Below are 24,592 nucleotides of genomic sequence, written 5' to 3'. Positions count from 1 at the left end.
GAGTTGGAGTTGGAGTTGGACTTCGACTCCGCTCAGCCTGACAAAAAAGAGTTTATTTCTTCACTGGAAATTTCCAAGCAAATTCATCTTTATCATTGATGATTGCTCCAATTTCGAATTTAACAACTTCATCAAATTCTGTTTGAAGAATAAACCAATTGTCCTCGTTGAAATAATTCTCAAACGTATCAAAAGTTTCTTGGGTATATTTTGTTATTCCTTTTGCTGCAAAATCTTTCTTTACATCAGCAATTTTTCTTCCGATTAACTTGAAGCCAAAAACTTCTAAATCATTACTAGAAGCTACTATATAACCTAACTTCAAGTCTTCTTCTTGATAAAATGTTAATCTCATTTTGTATGCGTTATATACAAAAATCACATTATCATCTTCGTCGTTATAGTTTTTATCAGGTTTTCCTAAAACAGCTGTTACATCGTTCTGCTTCATACCGAAAAGCAGTTTATCAATTCCTGATTTTAAATTTATTTTCATAATGATTTTTCTAATATTTGAAATGCAAATTTCGTGAACTTTTTTACAAATCAGTAGTTTTTCTTATTTATTAATTTCATTACTTTTTGACAAGCTAATTTTCATTTAAAGTAATCGTGATTCGTTGGGGTAATTATTCAAAATTAAAAGTTCATTGAACTGTAACTTAGAATTTAAATCAGGTATTGCTAAGAAACATGAAGGGAAATTTTTTAAAAAAAAATCCTTTAAAAAAGCAGACCTGTTTCTGGTTTCAAAATTTGATAATGGTATTATTCAATTTTCTTAAAAACTAAAATTTGAGTACAATTGTCATCGAGACAATGAATTTCCAGCGTTGAACCAATAGTTACAATTGCATTTTGTAAACTATTTTTTGGATTACCAATAAATCTATTATTTGAATTAATACTGAAGCCAAGGTCTGTTGTAAATTCATGAATAGTATTTAACTCCTTGATTTTATTATAACCAAGTCCTGTTGTATTTTTATGATAATTTGTTTTGATATTTAAAATACGTGTTTTTATTACCCACTTACTTTCTTGCTTACTATTTTTATAGGATTCTATATAAAAAGGGACAACGTATTTGATAAAAAAAAAGGACGGAAAAATTACAAATGCAGATCCGAAAAAAAACATGAAATCATAATTAGATGACAAAATTTGATCAATCAAACTCTCAATTATACAAAATAGCAAAATGCACACGGGAAGAACTACAAAAATAATTGCAAACATATGTGTTCTAAATCTGCTCTTAAGAATAACTTTATCATCTTTTGTTAAAGGAATTTTTTGAATGCTCATTTGCAAATAATCTTAATTTATACAAATGTATTATTCTTTCGCCAAAAAATTCATTTTATTCAACGTCAATTCTACTCCCCTAACCTTTCGAATTACCCATAAAACTAATACTATTTGTAATCAACGAGTTAATAGTAAACATATCAAATAATGAGAGCTGCGCAGGATAGCAAATTCCGTTGAAATTTTTGTCTTTATTCTGACTTTATCTAGATATCTTTACTTTTTATAAAAATCAATGTATGAAAAAAATATTCTTTATATTCTTTGTTTTAAACTCTCTTTTTAGTTTCGCTCAAAAGGTTGAAAGCAGCAGATTATCAAAAGAACAAATAATTCAAAAGGAACTAAACCAGCTTTCAGATTTCCCAATCTATCGAGCATTTGAATATAAAGATAAAGGTGGTGTTTATGGTTTGGTTTTAACCGAAAATCAACAAGCTGTATCTAAAAAAGACACATTAAATACAAAAATAAAAGCTATTTGTGTACTTAATGATCATGGCGGATTTTTAGAAAAATGGAGAATCAACGATTTGCTTGAAGATTACGATCCTAAAGAAACCAATATTTGGTTCTGGACAAAATACTGCAGTACAAAAGATCTTGACGGCGACGGATATATAGATCCCGTTATTGTTTACGGAACAAGAACGGAATATGATGAAATAAGACGTGTAAAAATTATTACAGTTTACAATAACAAAAAGTATGTGATTCGGGCTGTAGAATGTGATCTAGATGATTGTAGAAGTTTTAAAAAGGATACGAACTGGAATTTACTGCCTCAGAAAATAAAAACTTACATTGATCAATTAATAGTCAAAATAAGAAAAGAGCAAAATTTATTATTAAAGGATGGATAGGATTAAATAATCAATTTTTAAAATTCCAAATTCCAATAATGATGGTCAAGATTTTAAAGGAATCAAATCTATACTTCCTTTTTTCTTCTGTATTTTTTAGAAGGAGATAAAATCCAACCCTGTACTATTTTGTGAAGCTAATGGCTCTTTTTAAAGCTTATTCTTTAAGTTTTCTTTTACCTCATTAAACCATTCGTTTCTTAAAATACTTAAAACAATAGAATCACGGCGAACATCGCTGTTTACTGTTGGCATATGACTGCGCAAAACGCCTTCGACTTTACAGCCAATACTTTTCATTGCCGCCACACTTCTTTCGTTATTATTGTCTGCACGAAATTCTACGCGCTCCATTCCTAAAGTTTCAAAAGCAAATTGAAGCAGTAAAAACTTGCAGTGTTTATTAAGTCCTGTTCCTCTAAAAGCAGAACCGTACCAAGTGTAACCTAATTGAAGTGTTTTGTATTCGAGATTAATATCGTAAAAACGTGTTGAACCTGCGTATTTTTGAGTTTTTTTATCAAAAACTATAAAAGGAAATTCTTTTTGATTTTCTCTAGCTTTTACAGCGGACTGAATGTATTTGATCAAATTTTCTTTTCCATCAGCACCAACTAAAGAATATTTCCATGTTTCAGGTTCATTAATTGAGATTTCTAATAAATTTTCAACATCTGATTCTTGAAGTGATCGTAATAAAACAACCTCATCTTCTAAAATTATAGTATCTGAAAAAGAAAAATTGGATACGGCCACGGTTTGCTTTTTGGTTATTCTTTATAAAATCTTCGCGCTTTTAGCAAAACTTTTATCGCGAAGAAATTCATAAACATATTGAACTGAAAAATTTATTCACTCATTTCATCATAACGCTCCGGAACTTGCGGATCGTACAGCGGACATTTAAATTCCAGCATCAAATCGACCAATTGATTCATGGTTTTTCCTTCGGTGCCATAACAATCTATTTTGACACTTTGCGGAGTTGTAATAACTTGGAAAGCTCCTTTTCCTGCATTATTTTTCCAGCTGTTTTCATCAATTCTTTCCCATTTTGAAAAGACAGAATTAATGCGATTTATAATTACCTCAACAGGAAGTTTTTCCAGGCCGATAACTCCTTCTTTTTCAACAAGAGCTTCGTAAACCTCATGATGGTTTAAGTAAATTTCGTCTAAATATCTCCAAAAAAGCAGTTCGTACATAATATCAGTATTTTATAAATTACAGAAACACAACACAATGTGTCTAAGATGACAAAAGACGCACTGTAGTGCGTCTCTATGATTATTTAATATTTAAAAATTCAAAACCTTTATAAACAGACGCACTGCCGTGCGCCTCTACGATTATAATATTCAAAAAAACTTTATAGCTCTGAATCTTTGCCTCTTTGAATCTTTGAACCTCAAAAATCTAATATTCGAATGTTCCGTATTCGCTGGTAATTGTTAGTTTTTTAGCATCAGCTGCTTCTACTCTACCTACGATTTGTGCATCAACATTAAATGATTTAGAGATGGCAATAATATCTTGTGCAATATTTTCAGGAACATAGATTTCCATACGGTGACCGCAATTGAAAACCTGATACATTTCTTTCCAATCTGTTTTTGATTGTTCTTGAATTAACTTGAACAATGGTGGAACTGGAAATAAATTGTCTTTTATAATGTGTAAATTTTGAACAAAATGTAAAATTTTAGTTTGCGCGCCTCCGCTGCAATGTACCATTCCGTGAATATCGTTTGGTGTATATGTATCTAAAATTTTCTTGATAATTGGTGCGTACGTTCTAGTTGGCGAAAGCACTAATTGACCAGCATTTATTGGGCTGTTTTCAACTTCATCAGTTAAATTAATTTGACCTGAATAAATTAATTCTTCTGGAACTGCCGCATCGTAACTTTCTGGATATTTTTTAGCCAAATATTTCCCGAAAACGTCATGACGTGCAGAAGTTAAACCATTGCTTCCCATTCCGCCGTTATAACCTTTTTCGTAAGTTGCCTGACCAAAAGAGGCTAAACCAACAATTACATCACCAGCTTTAATATTAGCATTATCAACAACATCGCTGCGTTTCATACGAGCGGTAACAGTTGAGTCTACAATTATTGTACGCACAACATCTCCAACATCTGCAGTTTCACCACCAGTTGAATGAATAGTAACGCCAAAAGATTTTAATTCGTTGATTAATTCTTCTGTTCCGTTTATAATTGCCGAAATAACTTCGGCAGGAATTAAGTTTTTGTTTCTTCCAATGGTAGATGAAAGCAAAATATTATCTGTAGCTCCAACACATAATAAATCATCAATATTCATGATTAAAGCATCCTGAGCAATTCCTTTCCAAACAGAAATATCTCCAGTTTCTTTCCAATACATATATGCCAAAGATGATTTGGTTCCCGCTCCGTCTGCATGCATAATCAAGCAATGCTCTGAATCTTGCGTTAAGTAATCTGGTACAATTTTGCAAAATGCCTGTGGAAACAAGCCTTTATCAATATTTTTTATAGCGTTATGTACGTCTTCTTTTGATGCCGAAACACCTCTTTGTGCATATCTTTTGCTAGAATCTGAACTCATGAAAATTAGTTTGTGTTGATGTGGTGCAAAGATAATCCCTTTTTTTAATTCTTTGACTTATTCGATTATATGATTCACAAAAAAAATCGGCAGAATCTAATTTCTGCCGATTTCCCCTGATTAACTATTTTGAAAAAATTGGTCTTTTAAGTTTATTTCCAATCCGGCATTGCAGCGTTTTGGAATAAAGTCGTCCTTGTTGAACTATCAGATATACTTGCTGTTTGAATGTTTTTAGCAGATAATCCATCATTCGACGTATTTACAAAGATGACTTTTGCTTCATTTGGTGAGAATTTGACATCTAAGTCATTAAAACCATTCTCTTTTTGAGTATCTAATTCTGCCGAAGTATTTGTTGATACTGTGTAAATAAATATTCTCGAATCTAATCGTCGGTAGGTCGAATTTTCGAAACCAGAAACGTCTTTGGTATAAACTACTTTATTATTATCGATCGTAATACCAAGACCGCTTGCTGCACCTTTTTCACCAGAAAGTATTTGATACAAGACATCTCCAGCCATATTTATAGCATATATTTCGACATTATAACCTGAAGCATCATTTACTTTTAGTACAATCTGACTTCCGTCCTGACTCCATTCGCACTCCGAAATAAACTTACCATTTGGTGTTTTAAATATCTGGACTAAACCTGAACCATCTGAGTCTATACGGAGAAGCTGATCAAAATTAGGATAAATTATCTGCCTTCCGTTTGTGCTCCAGCAATAATTAACATGATCCATATTAAATCCGGCAATTGGAATAAAGTTGGTCACTTTTTTCACATCTGTACCATCAGGATTCATGGTAAAAATTTGATTTAATGAACCATCAGAACTTATGTAAGCAATTCTATTGATACTCAAATTTTTTCTCGGTCTGTAACTATTAATTGATGATGGTGACAGTTGAAGTTCATTTCCAGCCTCATCTGCAGTATAAATAACATTATTATTTTTTACTTTTTTAACATACAAATATCTCGGATTTGGAAATGCCAATGTTGTAAAAGAGGTTATTGCACTATTTGTAGGTTTATTGATTCCGTCATTTGCCGACACTTGCCAATAGTATTTTGTACTATAATCTAAACCTGTAATTTTTAAAGTTGTAGCCTTAAGATCAGAATAGGTTTTAACTTCATCAGTCGTTCCGTTTTTAACAGTAACTTGAAACGTCATTGGATCTTTTTCTGGATCAGTCGAAGTCCAAGTCAAGTCTAAACTTAAAGCCTGAGAGGTTGCATTATCCAAAGGAGCTGTAAGCGTAGGAATTTCTGGTGGTTTATTATTTGCTGTCGATACTTCTAACTCAAAAATAATTTCTACCGGAACATCTTTTTCAACTGTTGCGGGTTGAAATCTGGCAATAAATCCATCTTTCTGCGCTTGAAAAGAATATTTTCCTACTGGTACTTTTTCCATAATAAAGTAACCATCTTTATCTGAGAATACAGTGCTTGTTGTTGGGCTCGATAAAACTCGGGCATTTGCGATCCCTTCGTAGGTTCGAATATCAACAACTCTTCCTTTTACTACTGCTGTTCCTGTGTCGTCAACTTGTTCTTCACTACAAGACATCAAAAGAATAAAGCACGCCAAAATTTTTAATCCTATTTTCATTTGAGACATAATTTTATTAAACTTATATTGTATTTACTCCTGTAATCATTTTATAAAGAACCCGGAAATATCACGAGGTTTTATTATTTCTTCTTGTACTTATAACTTTTTGGGAAATAATAGGTCAATCCTAAACCAAACCGCCAGTAGTAATCATCTCGAACGCCGCTGACTAAGTAATCTACATTATCGCTAAAAGGGACATTAAACTCTCCAAAGGCTTTTATTCCCAGATAATTTGTTGCGAGATATTCGACTCCGCCGCCAAACTGAACTTTACTGGCTATATTTTCGTATTTTTTATTGAATTCAACCCCGGTTCCAGCAAAAATATAAGGGGTAAATACATCACGAGGTAAGATTAAACATTCTAAATTGAGGTCTAAGGAAAGATATCCTGCGTCGAGCTTATTTTTGTTTGCCAGCCAAAAAGCATTTGATGAAGCACTTAATGCAAATGTTGGTGTAAAGAAAAATTTCGCGGCACCTCTAATCAGCGGTTTCGGAACTGGATTTGCATAATCACCCTGCATTAAGGCAACTCCGCCAGAAGCTTCCAATCCAAAACGAGCTCTTCTTTCACTTAAATTTCTATTGTATAATTGTGCCAAATCGGCTTCACTTTTTTCTTTATCATATTCTGCTACAAAAGAATCAACTTGATTTTTAGGCGCATTTACTTCCCATAGTTTATCTTTAATTCCGTCTACAATAAGACCTTCAACGGCTTTTTCGATTGCTTCGGTAACTGCCAACTGAATAGGTTCGTTTCTAGTAAAACCAGTTTCTACTTCTAAAAGTCGGTTTAGATTTACATATCTAAATAAACTCGCGTCTACACTTTGAGACAAAATAGTTTTAGACACATAAACCGTATTTAAGATTTTTCCGTTAGAAGTTGAGACTAATCTTAAATACACTGTAACACGATCTTGTCTATAACGAGTAGAACCACCCGCACCAAAGTATCTTGCACCAAAACCACCTGTTATAATATTAGTATCATAAGAAATAATTCCGCCTTCGAGCAAAACTCCCGCAAATAAAAGCGGTGTCAAAACGGATTCATTAGCTTCTGTTTTTGAGGCATATTCCTGACGTGTGGAACGGATAATGTTTCGTTCATTTAAAAGGTTACCCAGATTCTCACGTTCTATGGGTATAAACCACTTAGAGTCTTCCAGCGCTTTAATTAAAATTGAAGTTGCACCTTGAGTAACCGCAGTACTAAAAGTACTTCCTAACTCAGTAGCTTTATACTGCCCGGTCTGATCTTTAAATTTGTAAACCCCAACAACAATTTGTTCTTTAGGTTTAGGCATATCGACTAATGCGGTAGTTGCAGGAGTATTTTCTCCAAATACTGCCTTTTGAACTCCTACAGGCTGGTTAAAATAAGCTCCACATCCTGAGAATAGGCAAGTTATTAAAAGTATAAAAAGGGGACTTTTATTCATAATAAGTTATTTACAGTAAAACATGAACCTAATTGACGTATAAGAAAAAAAACAAGGAACCACAATCTATCGAGGTGGTATAATTACTTGTGTTTGTTCGCCTGTATCGATATCTAAAATATCTACTACCATTCCTAAATTAGAATTGTAAATATCAACAGACAATGTTCCAAAGACATATGTTCCTGGTTTTAGTCCGCCGCCAGTTCCTGTTCCAGTACCTGTGCCTGTCCCCGTTCCTGTTCCTGTTCCGGAACCTGTTGGTGATCCAAATTGATCATCGAATAACGAATTTGAAATCCTGTTTAAAAGCTGATTATTCAAAGTACTTTTAAAACGTTCCAAATCAGTCTGTTGTTTATATCCTGACGTTGGATCTTCTTTAAAATCATTTTGTGCTTGGGCAGAACTAAGCAGCCATTGATAATTAAAAGTATCGCCACCACTAAAAGCAGGATTAATAGGTTTATAAGCCAGATCTTGTGCATTTGAGACCGCACTAAAACCTGCTAAACAAACTAGTAAAGCTAAAGTTTTCATATTGATATAATTTTATTTCCTACATTAAAAACACAACTCTTCTTGACACAAAACGTTCCTCAATTTTAGTATTGAGTTATAATTTTGCTTTGTTTTTCGAGATCCTTAAAATATTTAAATGCTTTAGAAGCGGCTGTATCAGCCATATATTTCAAGAAATCTTCATCTGGACGTGAAATAAATTCTTCAATTATTTCGCCATCCACTAAAATCGTAATTTTTGTTGTGCGCCCAAAAGTCAACTCCTCTTGAACAGTTACGATTTTACTGGTATTAATTTTTAGTTTCGAATATTGCGAATAAAAATAATCGTAAAAATCATTTCCCAGTTTTGTTTTAGTGTCATTAGCAACAATTCCAATCATTTCGATTCCGTCTTGTGGAATAGCTTTTCCGGAATCTGATTCTTTTTCATCTCCAAAAACAACTCTGTCTTTACCTATAATGGCATTATTTTCATCATAAATTAATAACAGTATTATGATCTCATCCTCTTTTGTAAAATTGACCTGCGTTTTTGATAGTTCAACTTTTTGAATGGGTTCTAATGTGACTCTGCCGTCTTGTCCGTTATTTGATTTATTTGAACCTGATTTGCTTTTTTTGAATACTGTCAACTTATACGAGATATTCTTGAACTCAGATTTTAAATTCTCTACGGTTCCTGTAATAGCAAGAAGATTTTCAATTTCTTTTACTTCTATCTTAGCTTTTACTTCTTTATAAACTACCTGCGAGAATCCTGATTCAGAAAAAAAAAGGGCAAAAAAAACAATTCCTATGTTCCAATACTTTTTCATAATTCTAACGATTGAATATAAATATTGTTCCTGAATTTCCAGATTGATTAATAATCAAATCTTTAGATATAGAATTTGAACCTGAATTAAAAACCGTTAAATTACTGCCGTTCTGATTTATTGACATTGAAGCGACTCCTCTTGTGTACAAGGAATAATCGCTTATATAATTATTGTTGCCTGTCTGCGTGTAGGATTGATTGATTTCGTCAGCTTTTTTGTAAACATTCATATAATTGGTATTGCCTGTTTGCTGAGCGATTACATTAGCATTATTGCTGATAATGGTTAAATTGGCCTGATTGTAATTTCCAATTTGTGAAACCGTTACAATATTTCTGCTTTTAATGTATTGGTTTATTTGATTTTGATTGCGATTGTTCATTTCATTTAAAACGTAATCACTTCTATTCCCATCAATTGATTGAGAGAATAAAATTCCTGTAATGGATAGGAAAATATAAGTGGCAAAACGTTTCATAATTGTGGTATTGTGGTAAAAAAGAATTCTAATAAAAAAAGGAAGAATTTAATAAATCAAATTCTTCCTTTTCTTGGTTCTATTTAGTTAGATTGGATTACTATACTTCCGTTTAGGAATCCAGTTTGAGTAACTGTACTAATATGGTCATTTCCAAATTGAGCAGTTGCTGCAAAGTTTCCAATTCCATATTGTTCAATACTAGAGTAGTTATCCCATCCTAATTGCAATGTAGCGGCATTGTTGAAGAAACCTACTTGAGTAGTTGCTGCAGTGTTGTCATCTCCAAATTGCAATGTTGTTGAATTATTAAATGCTCCAAATTGAGTAGTGTAAGCATCATTAAAATTACCTACTTGTAATACATCAGAATTGTTGTAAGCTCCGATTTGAGTAGTAACTGCTAAGTTTCCAACCCAGATTCCTTGTGCGATAGTTGAACTGTTGTCGTCTCCAATTTGAGTTACTACAGCAACGTTTCCTGCTCCTAATTGTGCAACACTAGACTCATTATCATCTCCGTATTGTCCAACAATTGCAACGTTTGCAATACCTATTTGATCAACATCTGAATTGTTTGATGCTCCTACTTGGATTACCAACGCACCATTTAACAAACCTAACTGATCTACATCACTCACATTACCTTGAGCGAACGCTACACCTGCAAATAGCATCGCGGAGATGCTTAAAATTACTTTTTTCATAATAAATATATTTAATTGGTTATTAATACAAATTATTATGTAGGTATATGCAATTTGGGGAGAAAATCTGGGGATTTTAACCTTCATTTGAGAATAGTTTTTTCTGCTAATTCTCTCATTTTCATATTCAAAATTAGAAAACTTCTCGATAATCAAAACAGGTATAAATACGTATTTTACAAGATCTTAATCTGTTTTCGATGAAATGCGAAACTATAACGACGAACTACTCTATTTGAATTTTACCTTAATAAGAAAAAAGTTACTTTTTACATTTTCCTTACATTTATGCCAAAACAAAAGATATACTTCAGTCCAAAAACAGTTATATTAACATAATCACAAAAAAAGCCTGTCTTTTTACAGACAGGCTTTAACTTAATGTTAATGAAAGTTATTTAGTAAACAACAATTCTCTGTATTTAGTTAAGGTCCAGCTTTCATCATCAACCAAAAGCTCCAATTTATCACAGTGGTTACGAATGTCTTCAAAATAAGGTTTTACTTTATCACAATAAGCTTCTGCCGTTTTTTGTGCATCAGTTAAATGATTTGCTTTCTTTCTTTCGTTTGTCATTGCTAATACTTTAGAATTGATTCCTTCTATATGACCCGAAATTTCTTTTATTAAAATAATCTGCTCTTTAGCAATCGTTTCAAATTCCTTTCCGAAGATCTCTTTTAAACCTTTTACATTTTCGATTAATGTATTTTGATAACGTATTGCAGTAGGAATAACATGATTTCTAGCGATATCACCTAAAACTCTACCTTCAATCTGAATTTTCTTCGTGTATTCTTCTAATTCTATTTCGTAGCGTGCTTCGGCTTCAACATGGTTAAAGATGCCTAATTCAGCAAATAAATCCAAAGCTTGCTTAGAAACTTTAGCTTTAATAGCTTCTGGAGTAGTTTTAAAATTACTTAAACCTCTTTTTGCTGCTTCTTTTTCCCAAGCTTCGCTATATCCGTCACCTTCAAAAAGTATTTTTTTAGATTGTTTGATGTATTCTCTCAAAACATTAAAAATAGCATCATCCTTTTTCATGTCTTTAGACTCGATCAAAGTTTCTACTTCATTTTTAAAATCTATTAATTGTTTTGCCACAATAGCATTTAAAGTAGTCATTGAATTGGAACAGTTAGAATTTGAACCAACAGCTCTAAATTCAAACTTATTTCCTGTAAAGGCAAAAGGCGAAGTTCTGTTTCGGTCTGTATTATCTAATAATACGTCTGGAATTTTACCAACTACATTTAATTTAAGATCTGTTTTTTCTTCTGGAGATAATTTTCCAGTTGTTACACTTTCTAATTCTGACAGTACTTTTGTTAACTGTGCACCAATAAATACAGACATAATTGCCGGCGGCGCTTCATTTGCACCTAATCTATGATCGTTACTTGCTGTTGCGATAGAAGCACGAAGCAAAGTTTCATTATCATTAACTGCTTTGATTGTATTAATAAAGAAGGTTAAAAACTGTAAATTGCTCATTGGCGTTTTACTCGGACTCAATAAATTAACTCCTGTATCTGTTGCCAGCGACCAGTTATTGTGTTTTCCTGAACCGTTTACTCCTTTAAAAGGTTTTTCATGAAATAAAACTTTAAAATCATGACGTTCTGCAACCTTTTGCATTACATCCATTAATAAAGAGTTATGATCTACCGCAAGATTTGTTTCTTCAAAAATAGGTGCAAGCTCAAACTGATTTGGCGCAACCTCATTGTGACGAGTTTTTACAGGAATTCCTAATAACATACATTCTTGCTCTAAATCTCTCATATAAGTAAGTGCACGAGTTGGAATAGAACCAAAATAATGATCATCTAACTGCTGTCCTTTTGCCGAAGTATGTCCTAATAAAGTTCTTCCAGTCATCATTAAGTCAGGACGAGAATTTGCCAAAGCTTTATCAATCAAGAAATACTCTTGCTCCCAACCTAAAGTTGCTGTTACTTTTTTTACGTTTTTATCAAAATATTTACAAACTTCTGTAGCTGCTTCATCAATTGCAGATAAAGCTCTTAATAAAGGTATCTTATTATCTAAAGCTTCTCCTGTATAAGCAATAAATACAGTTGGAATACATAAAGTTGTTCCATATATAAAAGCTGGCGAAGTTGGATCCCAGGCTGTATAACCTCTGGCTTCAAAAGTATTTCTGATTCCGCCGTTTGGAAAACTTGAAGCGTCTGGTTCTTGTTGTACCAATTGTGCACCTCCAAATTTTTCTACAGGGTCACTGCCATCATACGAAGTTTCAAAAAATGCATCATGCTTTTCAGCAGTTGTTCCTGTAAGAGGCTGAAACCAATGCGTATAATGTGTAACACCTTTTGCCAACGCCCATTCTTTCATTCCCATGGCAATATAATCTGCCAGTTTTCTTTCGATTTTAGTTCCATGCTGAATAGCATCTCTTACTCCCTTTAAAGCATCTGAAGTTAAATATTGCTTCATGGCTTTTTCATTAAACACATTTGAACCAAAAAGATTAGATTTTCTACCAATCTCTTCAAAATGTACCGGCTTTCTTGTAGAAGCTTCTTGCAAAGCTTGGAAACGTAATGTTGACATGTATATAATTTTAAAAATTCGTACTAATTTTCATTGAAAAATGATCGACAAATATAAACAATAAAATCCCCTGTTTTAAACATAAATTCGAGAATTTTGAACAACGATTTCTCAACAGAAGACACTTTTTTCAAAGAATAATGAATCTGTTATAAAGAATTGTAACAAAAAACAATAGTATTACTCAATAAATAAACATTTTTTCATAATTCCTTAACCTTAAAATTCAAAAAGAACCCCAAATTATTACGAATTTATTTTTTTAAGGTGTTAAAAATTGCTTTTTTAAAAATATACCCCTCTCAAAATTGCGCTTCTCAAAAAAATTATAGTCCGATAAACAAAATAGCCCCCTAATTTTTAGGACTAAAAAAATAAATCTATATTTGACCCAGCGAAAAAACAAAAAAACAAAATTATATTATTATGGCTAAAATTAAGTTAGAGTACATTTGGTTAGATGGATACGAGCCAACTCAAAATCTTAGAAGTAAAACTAAAGTTGAAGAGCATGAAAATTTCAAAGGAACATTAGAAGAACTTGGAAATTGGTCATTTGATGGTTCGTCAACAAGACAAGCTGAAGGTGGATCTTCTGACTGTTTATTAGTTCCTGTTGCAATTTACCCTGATCCAACTCGTATTAACGGATATTTGGTAATGTGTGAAGTTATGTTTGCTGACGGAACTCCACATCCTTCTAACGGAAGAGCTACGATTGATGATGATAATGATGATTTCTGGTTTGGTTTCGAACAAGAGTATTTCATCATGGATACTAAAACTTTATTGCCATTAGGTTTCCCTGTTGGAGGTTATCCTGCTCCACAAGGTATGTACTACTGCTCTGTAGGTGGAAAAAACACTCACGGAAGAAAATTAGTAGAAGAACATGCTGATTTATGTATCGCTGCCGGAATTAACTTTGAAGGTATTAACCAAGAGGTTGCCTGCGGACAATGGGAATTCCAATTATTCGCTAAAGGTGCTAAAAAAGCTGGAGACGAAATTTGGGTTGCTCGTTACTTATTAGATCGTTTGACTGAAAAATATGGTTACTATATTGAATACCACCCAAAACCACTTGGAGATACAGACTGGAATGGTTCAGGTATGCATGCTAACTTCTCTAATGAAGTATTAAGATCATGTGGAGACCAAGCTACTTACGAAAGAATTTGTGAGGCTTTCCGTCCTGTTACTGCTGAGCATATCGCAGTTTACGGAGCTTACAATGACCAACGTTTAACTGGTAAACACGAAACTGCTTCTATTCACGATTTCTCTTATGGAGTTTCAGACAGAGGATGTTCTATCAGAATTCCTTTAATGACTGTTCAAAAAGGATGGAAAGGATGGTTGGAAGACAGAAGACCAGCTTCAAACGGAGATCCATACAAAATTGCTGCTAGAATTATCAAAACTGTTAACTCAGCGCTATAATTCAAAGCTTACATTATATTCTAAAAAGTGCCTTCGTAATTGTTGGCACTTTTTTTTATTAATCCGTTTACGCAATATTGTCAGTTCGAGCGGAGTCGAGAACCCGTACAGTATTTCGACTTCGCTCAATATGACAAAACCATAAATTTGAAAGTAACTTTTCAATAATTAATTTTCAAGTTAAACTTCAAAACTTATCTTTGTAAATCATTTAAAAAATTCATCATGATAGTCTGGACTTTCTTTTTGTTAGCCGTAATTTTTATTCTTGCTTTAGATTTAGGTGTATTCAATAAAACACCCCATATCATCAGCACCAAAGAAGCCAGCAAATGGACCTTAATTTGGGTTACTTTATCCTTTCTTTTTTCAGGAGTTATTTATTGGCTGTACACTACAGACTATATCGAAAACCCTGATAATTTAAAACCAACCGTAGCCGCAATGAAATTCATTACCGGTTACTTAATTGAGTTATCCTTAAGTGTAGATAACATTTTTGTAATTGCTATTATTTTTGCTTCATTCAAAATTCCGCAAAAATACCAGCACCGCGTATTATTCTGGGGAATTTTGGGCGCAATTGTTTTCCGTGGTCTAATGATTTTCTTCGGAGTAATGTTGATCAATAAATTTACTTGGACGACTTATTTATTTGGAGCCTTCTTATTATTTACAGCAATAAAAATGTTGTTTTCAGGCGAAGACGAAGATTTTCAACCTAAAGATTCTTTCGTTTACAAAGCATTAGGAAAAATCATTCCGATTACCTCTCATATGGAAGGCGAAAAGTTTTTCATTTCGACAAAAACAGCCAAAAGAGCCGCAACACCATTATTTGTTGCTTTGATTGTAATTGAAGTAATGGATGTTTTATTTGCTGTTGATAGTGTTCCTGCAATTCTAGCCATTACATCTGATCCGTTTTTAGTATTTAGTTCTAATATTTTTGCTATTCTTGGACTGCGTTCTATGTACTTTTTCTTAGCCAATATGCTGGCGAAATTCAGTTATTTAGAATACAGCTTAGTTGCTATTTTAGCCTTTGTAGGATTAAAAATGTTACTGCACGATTTTATCCACGTACCAGAATGGGCTTCTTTAGGATTTATTGCACTTTCGCTTTTAGTTGGAATTATGGTTTCACTTAAATTTGGTAAAGAAAAAGAACTTACTGATAACAGCGAAGAATAATACTTTTCGAAACATATAGATATAAAAAAAAAAGGAAATCTTACGATTTCCTTTTTTTTATAATTAACTAGTTTAACTTCTTAATATTACTATCATCAATGTTGTACTTCTCAATGACGTTGTAATAATTTGAGGAATCAAATTTGTTTACAGATTTAGCAGTAATAATAGGATCTAACCCAGGAACAACTACAATACGAAATATTTGCTTAACAACTAAATCTGGCGGAATAGGATTAGTATTCAATCCAAAACCTTCAGTATACAACCTAACATTATCCTGAGTAAAATCAAACTTGTAAGCAAAATAAAGACCTCCATCATTGTAATAATGCGATTCAGGAAGAGGAACCCAAATATCACGACCAGTTTTAGGATCGGGTCCACCGTATCGGTATACCAAAACAACATCACCTAAGTAAATTTGTTTCCTAAAATTAAAATAATTCTCCGAATTAGCAGTCGCACTAAAATTAACATTTTCAATTTCAAAAACATCAGCAACTATTGCATCTCCCGGAGGTCCCGGAGGCCCTTCTGGTCCTTCACAACTTGTAAAAGCGATTAATCCAACAACCGCAAAAAGGGTAAGTATCTTTTTCATAATTTTTATTTTTTAGATTTATAAAGGTATTCCAAAAACCAAACCAAAAAAAGTTTTTAGTTGGCTTTGAAACGAGATTTTCATTTATTTTTTTGCAACAACCTGATTTTTAAGCAGTATTTTATTAAAAAATAATACATGATACGGCAGCGAATTTTCCCAATATTCCCAAGTATGTGCTCCCGGGCGCTCTGTATAATCGTGTTCTATTTTATCGTAAACCATTCTGCGATGCAATTCTCTATTCGGTTCAATTAAAAAATCATCAACACCGCAATCAATTATTAACGGCAGTTTATTGTCTTTTATTTTATCCAGCATTCCCATAACAGCATGCTGTGCATACAATGCCGAATTATCGCTTTTATCTCCAAAAACGGGCTGCATCAATTTTACCACTTGTGCCGAAGATTCTCGATTAAGCATTGTACCCATATCTACTGCCCCGCTCATGCTTCCCGCTGCACAAAACAAATCAGGATGTTTGGCAGACAAATACAAAGCTCCATGTCCGCCCATTGAAAGTCCTGTTATTACTCTACCGCTTCTATTGTTGATCGTTTTATAGGTTTTATCCACTTTCTGAATTACTTCCTGCGTAATAAACGTTTCAAACTGACTTCCTGGATTTACAGGACTGTCTAAATAAAAACTAAACGTTTCGCCCTCTGGCATTACAATAATTATATTGTATTGATCTGATAAATTTTGAACTAATTTTTTATTTGGAGTATTTTTTAACCAATCACCAAAATGTCCGTAAGCGCCATGCAGCAAATACATTACCGGAAAAGCCGATTTACTTTTAGCATACGAATTGGGCAAAACTACAGCTGCTTTGTACGTTTTACTCATTGCTGTGCTGGCAATTTGCAGTGTGTCTACTTTTGCCGCGTACGACATTGACGAAACACATAAAAAAACGGCAAAGACCCAAATTTTAAAGTTTTTCATTTTTATCATTTTTCGATTAAGGAATGTAAATATACCTTTTTTCAAAATAATTATATGAAAAATCCGACCAGTTTTCACTAATCGGATTTATTTTCTTTTGCCACAGATTGCACAGATTTAATAGATTATTTTCTCTTAAAGCTGGTCTGCTACTAATTACACAAATTTTCGCGAATTTATTTTTTGCGTGACTTATATAAAGATTCTAAAAATCTCTATAATTCTTTAATCAGTGGCAAAAAGTGTTAAGCATTCTCTACAAACTAATTCGTAAAAATTCGTGTAATTGCTTCGCCTATTCGCTATCGCTCGGGTCGTTGCAGCAAAAAACTAACTAATTATAATTTTATGCTCGTGACGATATTGCGAAGCACTTTTACCTGTGTATTGTTTAAACGATTTACTAAAGTGACTGAAATTATTAAAGCCGCTTTCGTAGCAGACTTCGTTTATACTGATTGCTTTTTCGGCCAATAATTTTGAAGCATGAACCAAACGATATTCATTCACAAACTCCGTAAAAGTTTTATTCGAAATCTTTTTAAAATAACGACAAAATGAAGGTGTAGTCATACTCACCAAATTCGAAACTTCGTCAATAGCAATCGATTCTTGAAAATGATCTTTTACATAATTAAAAATTACATTCATACGATCACTATCTTGCGTTTGCAGTTCTAACGAAAAACCATCTGCGTTTAAAATGGTGTATTCTTCAGAAGATTCAAGTTCATCCAAAACACTCAAAAGTGTCAGCAAACGTTCAAACGGAAGCTGATGTTCCATCATTTCTATTTTCTTTCCAATTTGTTTTTTAGTCTCACCGCCAAAAGCAATTCCGCCTTTAGACTGACTTAAAATATTTTGGATTTTCTTCATCTCTGGAACTACAAAAAAGTCATTTCCTAAAAATTCAGGTTTAATATGAATGACTGTTTCGTTTGTATTTCCCGTATTTTCATTTGTAAAACCGCAATGCGGTAAATTAGAGCCTATCAGAATCAAACTGCCATTTGTGTAATAAGAAACGTGGCTTCCTATTTGTCTTTTTCCTGCTCCGCCGTTTATATAAACCAACTCAATTTCTGGATGATAATGCCATAAATGAGCTTTGCTATTGGTCTTTTCGGCGTGTTTAGTATAGGTAAAAGAACTTCCGTATGAGCTAGTTATCACTTCAAGAGCTGGGGCAATTGTCTTCATGATAAAATCTTTAAAAAATAATAGCAAATTTAACAAAATCACCTAAAATAATTTAAATTTTAACCTATAACGGTTTCGTAACTGAGGATTTTGCACAAAAACACTCAAAAACGAAAGCTTGAAAATAAGAGAAAATCACCGTTTTTTTCATAACTGATATTTTTCTGAATGTTTTTTTTCTAAAATCGTATTTAATCAAACGTTTTTATGGTCATCTAGTATTTTTTGTAAGAATACAGGAGTTTGTAAAAAATATTAACAATCTTAAATCTTTAAAAAATAACAACTGAATTAACAAAAACACCTACAATAATTCAAATTTTAACCTATAACGGTTTCGTAAATGAGAATATAGCATATAAATTGGAAAATAGAGTAAATAAAAAATAAGCATCACTGAAGTAATTTTACATCAGAAAATTAGAGATAACAATTTAAAACGAAATACTATGAAAGCGATTTTAAAATTAAGTTTAGTGTGTGCGGTACTTTTATCAGGAATCAGTACTTATGCAATTGATGGAAATGAGGACTTTAATCTTCATGTATTGAAAAACGGAAAAATGATCACTTTTGGTCTTAACCAAGTACAAAAAGCAAAATTAGCGATATACGATAAAGAAGGAAATTTGTTCTACTCTGAAAACGCTGCTGGTAAAGATGGAATTTTAAGAACTTTTGATTTACAAGATTTTCCAAACGGAACTTACTTTTTAGAAGTTGAAGACAATTCTAAAAAAGTAAGATATGAAATTATCGTAAACGATGATTTAACAACATTATCTTCAAAAGCAATTTCGGCAGTTTACAAATCAGATTCTTCTGCAAAAAATACAAGCGTAGCAATACGCTAAAAAAGTTTATACTCTCATACAGTATAAAAATGAGGTTAGATAGTTAGTAAAGTTAAAAAACGTAAGTTTTAAAAACAGCTCTTTGTGGTTACTGAGCTGTTTTTTTTGTGCCTAATTTAATTTTAACCGCAAAGTACGCGATGCTTTTATCATGATGATTTTTATAACAAACTCCAGTAAATCAACACTATCATGTTTTTAAACAAAACATTAAAGAATAACAAGCGAATTAACCAAAACATAACAAATAGCGCAAAATTTAACCTATAACGGTTTCGTAAATGAGAATATAGCATATATATTGGAAAACAGAGTGGATAGAAAATAGCAACCGAGAGCCTAATTTTACATTCAGAAATTTGAGATAAATAATTAAAACTAAATAGTATGAAAAAGATTTTAAAATTGAGTTTAGTATGTGCAATACTTTTATCAGGAATAAGTTCGTATGCAATTGACGGAGGTAACGCTTTCAATTTGCACGTATTAAAAGCTAATGGAAAAGTAATCACTTTTGCTTTAAATCAAACTCAAAAAGCAAGCCTTAGTATATACGACAAAAACGGAAGTTTAATTTATTCTGAAAATGCTTCTGGTAAAGAAGGAATTTTAAGAACTTTTAGCTTAGAAGAATTTCCTGCTGGAACTTATTTCTTAGAAATTGAAGACAGCGTTAAAAAAGCAAGACATGAAATTACAATAACAAACGAAAGTTCGCTTTTATCTTCAAAAGCTCTTTTGACTGCTTATTAAACAAAAAATAAGCGCCGAAATGCGCTGTAAAATTTATACTTTGTTTAAAGTATAAGGTTAGATAGTTAGTAAAGTTAAAAAACGTGATTGTTTTAAAACAGCTCTTTGTGGTTATTGAGCTGTTTTTTTTGTGCTTTATTGAAATAAGATTTTAACCACTAAGAATCAACCGCAAAGTTCGCAAAGAGTTTTAGACAAAGCTTTGCGAACTTTGCGGTTTTATAAATTCAGCATTTTAAAAATCATTGCGTGCTTTTCGGCTAAACTCACATAATACATGTAAATAAAATCTTAATTCAATGTAAATTCAAAATCAAGAAAAACATTGAAAAATAATAACCAAATTAACAAAAACAGTAAACAATACTCATATTTCAACCTATAACGGTTTCGTAAATGAGAATACAGCATCGAAATTGGAAAATAGAGTTGTTAAAATAAGCGTACTCCTGTAGTAATTTTACATCAGAGAATTAAACTAATAATTTAAAACTAAGTATTATGAAAAAGATTTTAAAATTGAGTTTAGTATGTGCAGTACTTTTTACAGGAATGAGTACGTATGCAATCGATGGAAATGAAGACTTTAATCTTCATGTAATAAAAGCTAACGGAAAGCTTATAACATTTGCTCTTAATAAAGTGCAAAAAGCAAATCTGGCAATTTACGACAAAGACGGATCTCTAATTTATTCTGAAAATGCTTCAGGTAAAGACGGAATTTTAAGAACTTTTAATCTTGAAGAATTTCCAGAAGGAACTTACTTCTTAGAAGTTGAGGATAATGTAAAAAAAGTAACTCATCAAATTACAATTACAGATGATGCAACTGTATTATCAAAAAAAGCAGTTTCATCAGTTTACAAAGCAGGTTTTTCTGCAAAAAATACAAGCGTAGCAGTACGCTAAAAAAGTTATACTTCTCATAAAGTATAAATCAAGGTTAGATAGTTAGTAAAGTTAAAAAACGTAAGTTTTAAAAACAGCTCTTTGTGGTTATTGAGCTGTTTTTTTTTGCTTTAAACTCAAGCAAAACTCATTCTTTATTTTTTTTTGAAAAACTATTCTTAATAAATGTATAACACTGGTTTTTATGTCATTAAAAAAATGACGTAAAAAAACATCCAAAACACCAGTAATTACGTATATAGTGTAAACAAAATACAGAAATAGTTTTAAATCAGCATTTTACACCATCAAAAAAGAGCTTTTTTTGCATAAAATTAAATTTGTATTTGTAGTTTTGCGCGTTCCACATTAGTAATAAACATTAAAAAAAACATGACAAGATTTACCAAAACAGGGTTAGTTGCGGCCTTTTTTTTAGCAACTGTATTTTCTTATGCCATTGATGGAAAAGGAGATTATATTTTGAACATTAAAACCGGAGACGGAAAAGTAGTAAGTTTTACTTTAGACACTGTTCAAAAATCATCATTTTCTATCTACGACGAAAATCACAATTTACTTTATGCTGGAGAATCTGCAGCAAACAAATTAGAGGTTTCAAAAACAATAAGTCTTGAAGGTTTTCCAGCCGGAACTTATGTTCTTGAAGTTAAAGCAAATGATAAGGTTGCAAAACATGAAATTAAAATTGCTTCTAAAAAAGTAAAAACCGTAAAGTTAGACGAATCAGTAAATGAAAGTCCATCTTTTCGCCGCTAATTTTTTGCCCTAAAAATTAGAAAGCATCAGCCGCGGCTGATGCTTTTTTTATTTATTCACTTTCTTGGTTTCGCAAAGTATTCCCAATTTGAACCAATTTCCAAAACACATTAGAATCTATAGGAATTGGAATTTTTTGAGTTTCATTTTTTAAATCGTCCTCATAAATTGACGAATGCAAAACGGCATAACATAAATCTAATAAATCTATTGCAGTAAAACTTTGCTTAAACTCAAATCGCAATTCTTCGCTGTTTGCAAAACACACATTTCCCGTTTCTTTTTTATCGAGAAAAAATAAACCATATCGATTTGCAATTCGTTTTACTATTTCAGGATTTAATATAATAGCTTCATTCGAGGTTTTCTCAAAAAGGGTGTCAAGCGTAAAATAAGTTTCATTTCCGTCTAATGAAATTTTTAAAATAAGCCTTTCCAAATCAGCGTTGCGAAGGTCTTTTTCGCTGCTTTGTTCGACACTAAAATTAATTATTTTGTCAAAATATTGTTGAACTGTCATAATATTCTTAACTTTATATCTCTAAAATTATAATTTATCTTTTGTATAAATGAAATATTTATTCTGATAAATCGTTTTTCATTATAAGAAATTTTCTATTTAATACGTTAATTCGTTTTCGACAACAAAATAAAACCGATAAAACTAAAAAAAACATCGACAAAATACACGTTATATACTTGATTTAGATATATTTGCAAAAATAAAAAATTAGTAACCAAACCATTCATTTAAACCAATATTCATGAAAGAAAAACTAGCTGTTCTTGTGCTATTGACTGTTTTTTCACTTCGTGTTTCTGCTCAAAATGAAAAACCTTTCATAACAGATAAAATAAGCGACAAATATGCTTATGTTGATGTGATAAAAACATACGAACGAATTGCGGCAAAAGGCTACAAATCTGTCGACTTATTTCAAAAACTAGGAAATTCATCTTATTCTAACTACAAACTAGATAAAGCTGCTGCGTGGTACGGTGAACTTTTTGCCATAACATCTGACCTGGAGCCCGTTTACTATTATCGTTATGCAGAATCTTTGCGATTTATTTGTCAAAATGAAAAAGCCGATGCTGTTATCGAAAAACTAAATAGTAAGCCAAAAGTTATTACAAGAAAAAAGGTTTAAAACAGTAATAGTTTATAAAATACAAAAGCACCCATTTATAGTGGATGCTTTTTTTTCTATTTACTTTTTTATAATCTTTTTAGTAATCTCGGTTCCATTAATTTTAGCTTTCAAAATATAGGTTCCTTGATGCAAATTGGATATATCAATTTTATCACCATTCAAATCAGATCTACCACTTACTAATCGGCCATTTAAATCAAAAATTTGAATATCTTCAATTTCGCTGTAATCTTCAGTATAGAAATTCACAAAGTTTTTTGAAGGGTTTGGGTACAGATTTAAGGATTTTCTTTGATCTACGGAAACTGTGCTTAAATTTTTTGCAAACTTATACAGTTTATTATCTTTAGAATAATATAAATAATCATTGTAAGCAAAAGGTTCAAGAATATTGTCTAATGAACTAATATTTTCCGTAGTTTGTAGAGTATTATTTAAGATCCATCCTTTCCTTTCAGTATTTTTCTCTCTTGAATTCATAATAAAATATTCATCCTTATTAATTTTCAAAATACCCCCTCTATTAATGTCACGGAATATCACGGGTCTTTCTAAATCATTCGCCAATGATAATTCTTTAACATTAGACACAACATTTGTAGATAAATCCATCGAAACCAAGGATGTTCCTCCTGTTGAATTGAATGAACTAAAAAGCAAAGAATTCTCTGTTTTCACAAAATTAGAAGGAAAAAAGTATTGCATACTTGTCTTATCATAAATAGGAAAAATATCATGGCTTTCTGAATTAAATTTCAATAGCGTCAAGTTATTAATACTTGAAGTAAAAAACATTAAATAGAAGCTACCATTTACTTCAATAATATCGCTAAAATCAACCAGTTTAGAATCTTTATTTTTAGTATTTCCAACACTTTTAGTATTTGCAAGAGTTCCATCAGTTTCAAACAAAAAAAATCTACTAACAAAATATAATTTATTTTTATATTCTATATATTGACTCAAAATAGAAGTTCCTCCGTTGGTCGATCCACCTTCAGTAGATTTTCCGGAACCGTTTCCATCAATTTCTTCTGTTATTGGAAATGTTCCACCAGAAGTTCCATCACTTCTCCAAACTCTTGAATTATTACTCCCTTGCGGCTGAAATGTAAATATAAAAGTATTATTACACTTTCCTTGAAATGAAACTCTGTTCCAAATAGAGAAATCATTCTTTATCATTACAGTACCAACTGCTGTTCCATCTGTTTTCCAAAGTTCTATGGTATTATCTACGTTTCTAATGATAAAAAAAATTGTATTTCCTACAGTAGTCAATCTTGTCACTCTGCCATTGAGAAAAGTTGTTATTTTTTCAGGAACTTCTGTTTTACCATTTATTTTCCATATTTCTCCATTAGAATCTACATCTTTGGCAATAAAATATAGATCATCATTTAAAATAGTTGATGTCTGTTTTAAATTTGCAACCGTCGAATTACCACTTCCTACATTAATATCTTTTAACAAGCTTGTATTAGAAGTTGTTCCGTCACTTTGCCATATTTCTTTCCCCGTACCAGTTTCATAACCTTCAAAAAAAAACTTTTTATTAAAGTGAACTGAACTCATCGGAGTACCAGGAGAAAAATTATAAATTTCTTGTTGAGCATTAACTTCAGTAAATAAAAAAATAAAAAAAAATAAAAGTAGTTTTGTTTTCATATAAGTCTCTTTAATAAAATTACATCAATATCGTTAATCAAAAAAAAAGCTTTTTGATTAAATTTAACAGTAAATATATAACGATTTATATTACAAATATCATTTTACAAACAAAAAACGCATTCGAC

The 24,592-nt window shown here is 31.8% G+C and carries 25 protein-coding genes; 8 read left to right on the top strand and 17 right to left on the bottom strand.

Annotated features, from left to right (window positions below; all coding sequences use genetic code 11):
• Positions 1-52: 52 nt before the first annotated feature.
• Entirely contained in the window at positions 53-496 is a 444-nt protein-coding gene (locus B0A81_RS02365) for a hypothetical protein (protein WP_089056530.1), read from the bottom strand.
• A gap of 272 nt (positions 497-768) precedes the next feature.
• Positions 769-1,308 (bottom strand): hypothetical protein, encoded by a 540-nt coding sequence (locus B0A81_RS02360; protein ID WP_089056529.1) that lies wholly within the window; start codon positions 1,306-1,308, stop codon positions 769-771.
• A gap of 242 nt (positions 1,309-1,550) precedes the next feature.
• Between B0A81_RS02360 and B0A81_RS02355 the strand changes: the two genes are divergently transcribed.
• Positions 1,551-2,174 carry a M949_RS01915 family surface polysaccharide biosynthesis protein gene (locus tag B0A81_RS02355; RefSeq protein ID WP_089056528.1) on the top strand — a complete coding sequence of 208 codons (624 nt, stop codon included), beginning with the start codon at positions 1,551-1,553 and terminating at the stop codon, positions 2,172-2,174.
• Between the two features lie 150 nt (positions 2,175-2,324).
• On the opposite strand, the gene B0A81_RS02350 is transcribed toward B0A81_RS02355, so the two are convergent.
• The 10 genes from B0A81_RS02350 to B0A81_RS02305 all read right to left on the bottom strand — a co-directional run bounded on the left by B0A81_RS02350 (position 2,325) and on the right by B0A81_RS02305 (position 12,969).
• Positions 2,325-2,930 (bottom strand): GNAT family N-acetyltransferase, encoded by a 606-nt coding sequence (locus B0A81_RS02350; protein ID WP_089056527.1) that lies wholly within the window; start codon positions 2,928-2,930, stop codon positions 2,325-2,327.
• Positions 2,931-3,022: 92 nt separating this feature from the next.
• Positions 3,023-3,379: a hypothetical protein gene (locus B0A81_RS02345; RefSeq protein ID WP_089055166.1), complete on the bottom strand. Its 357-nt coding sequence runs from the start codon at positions 3,377-3,379 to the stop codon at positions 3,023-3,025.
• 211 nt (positions 3,380-3,590) lie between these two features.
• Positions 3,591-4,769: an AIR synthase related protein gene (locus B0A81_RS02340; RefSeq protein WP_089056526.1), complete on the bottom strand. Its 1,179-nt coding sequence runs from the start codon at positions 4,767-4,769 to the stop codon at positions 3,591-3,593.
• Positions 4,770-4,921: 152 nt separating this feature from the next.
• The gene (locus B0A81_RS02335; protein WP_233207100.1) at positions 4,922-6,400 is read right to left on the bottom strand and encodes a carboxypeptidase regulatory-like domain-containing protein; all 1,479 of its coding nucleotides are present in this window, start codon (positions 6,398-6,400) and stop codon (positions 4,922-4,924) included.
• 83 nt (positions 6,401-6,483) lie between these two features.
• On the bottom strand, positions 6,484-7,857 hold the full coding sequence (locus B0A81_RS02330; protein WP_089056525.1) for a CsgG/HfaB family protein: 1,374 nt from the start codon (positions 7,855-7,857) through the stop codon (positions 6,484-6,486).
• A 66-nt stretch (positions 7,858-7,923) separates the two neighbouring features.
• A complete protein-coding gene (locus B0A81_RS02325; protein ID WP_089056524.1) occupies positions 7,924-8,397 on the bottom strand; it encodes a curli assembly protein CsgF in 474 nt (157 codons plus the stop codon).
• Positions 8,398-8,462: 65 nt separating this feature from the next.
• Positions 8,463-9,197, bottom strand: a complete 735-nt coding sequence (locus tag B0A81_RS21785) for a curli production assembly/transport protein CsgE (RefSeq protein WP_233207102.1) — start codon at positions 9,195-9,197, stop codon at positions 8,463-8,465.
• A gap of 4 nt (positions 9,198-9,201) precedes the next feature.
• Entirely contained in the window at positions 9,202-9,678 is a 477-nt protein-coding gene (locus tag B0A81_RS02315; protein WP_089056523.1) for a hypothetical protein, read from the bottom strand.
• An 83-nt stretch (positions 9,679-9,761) separates the two neighbouring features.
• Positions 9,762-10,385 carry a hypothetical protein gene (locus B0A81_RS02310; protein ID WP_158234883.1) on the bottom strand — a complete coding sequence of 208 codons (624 nt, stop codon included), beginning with the start codon at positions 10,383-10,385 and terminating at the stop codon, positions 9,762-9,764.
• Positions 10,386-10,779: 394 nt separating this feature from the next.
• Positions 10,780-12,969 carry a glutamine synthetase III family protein gene (locus B0A81_RS02305; RefSeq protein WP_089056521.1) on the bottom strand — a complete coding sequence of 730 codons (2,190 nt, stop codon included), beginning with the start codon at positions 12,967-12,969 and terminating at the stop codon, positions 10,780-10,782.
• 426 nt (positions 12,970-13,395) lie between these two features.
• On the opposite strand from B0A81_RS02305, the gene B0A81_RS02300 reads away from it, so the two are divergent.
• Both B0A81_RS02300 and B0A81_RS02295 read left to right on the top strand, forming a co-directional pair.
• The gene (locus B0A81_RS02300; RefSeq protein WP_089055173.1) at positions 13,396-14,412 is read left to right on the top strand and encodes a glutamine synthetase beta-grasp domain-containing protein; all 1,017 of its coding nucleotides are present in this window, start codon (positions 13,396-13,398) and stop codon (positions 14,410-14,412) included.
• A gap of 225 nt (positions 14,413-14,637) precedes the next feature.
• A complete protein-coding gene (locus B0A81_RS02295) occupies positions 14,638-15,606 on the top strand; it encodes a TerC family protein (RefSeq protein ID WP_089056520.1) in 969 nt (322 codons plus the stop codon).
• A 67-nt stretch (positions 15,607-15,673) separates the two neighbouring features.
• On the opposite strand, the gene B0A81_RS02290 is transcribed toward B0A81_RS02295, so the two are convergent.
• The 3 genes from B0A81_RS02290 to B0A81_RS02280 all read right to left on the bottom strand — a co-directional run bounded on the left by B0A81_RS02290 (position 15,674) and on the right by B0A81_RS02280 (position 18,367).
• Positions 15,674-16,210, bottom strand: coding sequence for a hypothetical protein (locus B0A81_RS02290; RefSeq protein ID WP_089056519.1), 537 nt, complete (start codon positions 16,208-16,210; stop codon positions 15,674-15,676).
• 84 nt (positions 16,211-16,294) lie between these two features.
• Positions 16,295-17,164, bottom strand: coding sequence for an alpha/beta hydrolase (locus tag B0A81_RS02285; protein ID WP_089056652.1), 870 nt, complete (start codon positions 17,162-17,164; stop codon positions 16,295-16,297).
• A 330-nt stretch (positions 17,165-17,494) separates the two neighbouring features.
• Positions 17,495-18,367, bottom strand: coding sequence for an AraC family transcriptional regulator (locus tag B0A81_RS02280; protein WP_089056518.1), 873 nt, complete (start codon positions 18,365-18,367; stop codon positions 17,495-17,497).
• A 449-nt stretch (positions 18,368-18,816) separates the two neighbouring features.
• On the opposite strand from B0A81_RS02280, the gene B0A81_RS02275 reads away from it, so the two are divergent.
• The 4 genes from B0A81_RS02275 (at position 18,817) to B0A81_RS02260 (ending at position 21,642) form a co-directional block, all read left to right on the top strand.
• Complete coding sequence (locus tag B0A81_RS02275; RefSeq protein WP_089056517.1) at positions 18,817-19,221, top strand: T9SS type A sorting domain-containing protein; 405 nt, start codon at positions 18,817-18,819, stop codon at positions 19,219-19,221.
• Positions 19,222-19,608: 387 nt separating this feature from the next.
• Complete coding sequence (locus tag B0A81_RS02270; RefSeq protein WP_089056516.1) at positions 19,609-19,974, top strand: T9SS type A sorting domain-containing protein; 366 nt, start codon at positions 19,609-19,611, stop codon at positions 19,972-19,974.
• Between the two features lie 501 nt (positions 19,975-20,475).
• Entirely contained in the window at positions 20,476-20,883 is a 408-nt protein-coding gene (locus B0A81_RS02265; RefSeq protein WP_089055179.1) for a T9SS type A sorting domain-containing protein, read from the top strand.
• A 372-nt stretch (positions 20,884-21,255) separates the two neighbouring features.
• Positions 21,256-21,642, top strand: a complete 387-nt coding sequence (locus B0A81_RS02260; RefSeq protein ID WP_089056515.1) for a secretion protein — start codon at positions 21,256-21,258, stop codon at positions 21,640-21,642.
• 52 nt (positions 21,643-21,694) lie between these two features.
• Here the strand turns inward: B0A81_RS02260 and B0A81_RS02255 are convergent, their stop codons facing one another.
• On the bottom strand, positions 21,695-22,162 hold the full coding sequence (locus tag B0A81_RS02255) for a type ISP restriction/modification enzyme (RefSeq protein ID WP_089056514.1): 468 nt from the start codon (positions 22,160-22,162) through the stop codon (positions 21,695-21,697).
• Between the two features lie 244 nt (positions 22,163-22,406).
• Between B0A81_RS02255 and B0A81_RS02250 the strand changes: the two genes are divergently transcribed.
• Positions 22,407-22,793 carry a flagellar motor protein MotB gene (locus B0A81_RS02250; protein ID WP_089056513.1) on the top strand — a complete coding sequence of 129 codons (387 nt, stop codon included), beginning with the start codon at positions 22,407-22,409 and terminating at the stop codon, positions 22,791-22,793.
• A gap of 60 nt (positions 22,794-22,853) precedes the next feature.
• Here B0A81_RS02250 and B0A81_RS02245 read toward each other — a convergent pair whose 3' ends face one another.
• Entirely contained in the window at positions 22,854-24,464 is a 1,611-nt protein-coding gene (locus B0A81_RS02245) for a T9SS type A sorting domain-containing protein (RefSeq protein ID WP_089056512.1), read from the bottom strand.
• Between the last annotated feature and the right edge of the window lie 128 nt (positions 24,465-24,592).

The sequence above is a fragment of the Flavobacterium plurextorum genome (assembly GCF_002217395.1).
In the GTDB taxonomy this organism is placed as follows: domain Bacteria; phylum Bacteroidota; class Bacteroidia; order Flavobacteriales; family Flavobacteriaceae; genus Flavobacterium; species Flavobacterium plurextorum.
The sequence above is the reverse complement of the archived record's forward strand: the minus strand, read 5'-3'. Positions and strand labels throughout refer to the sequence as shown.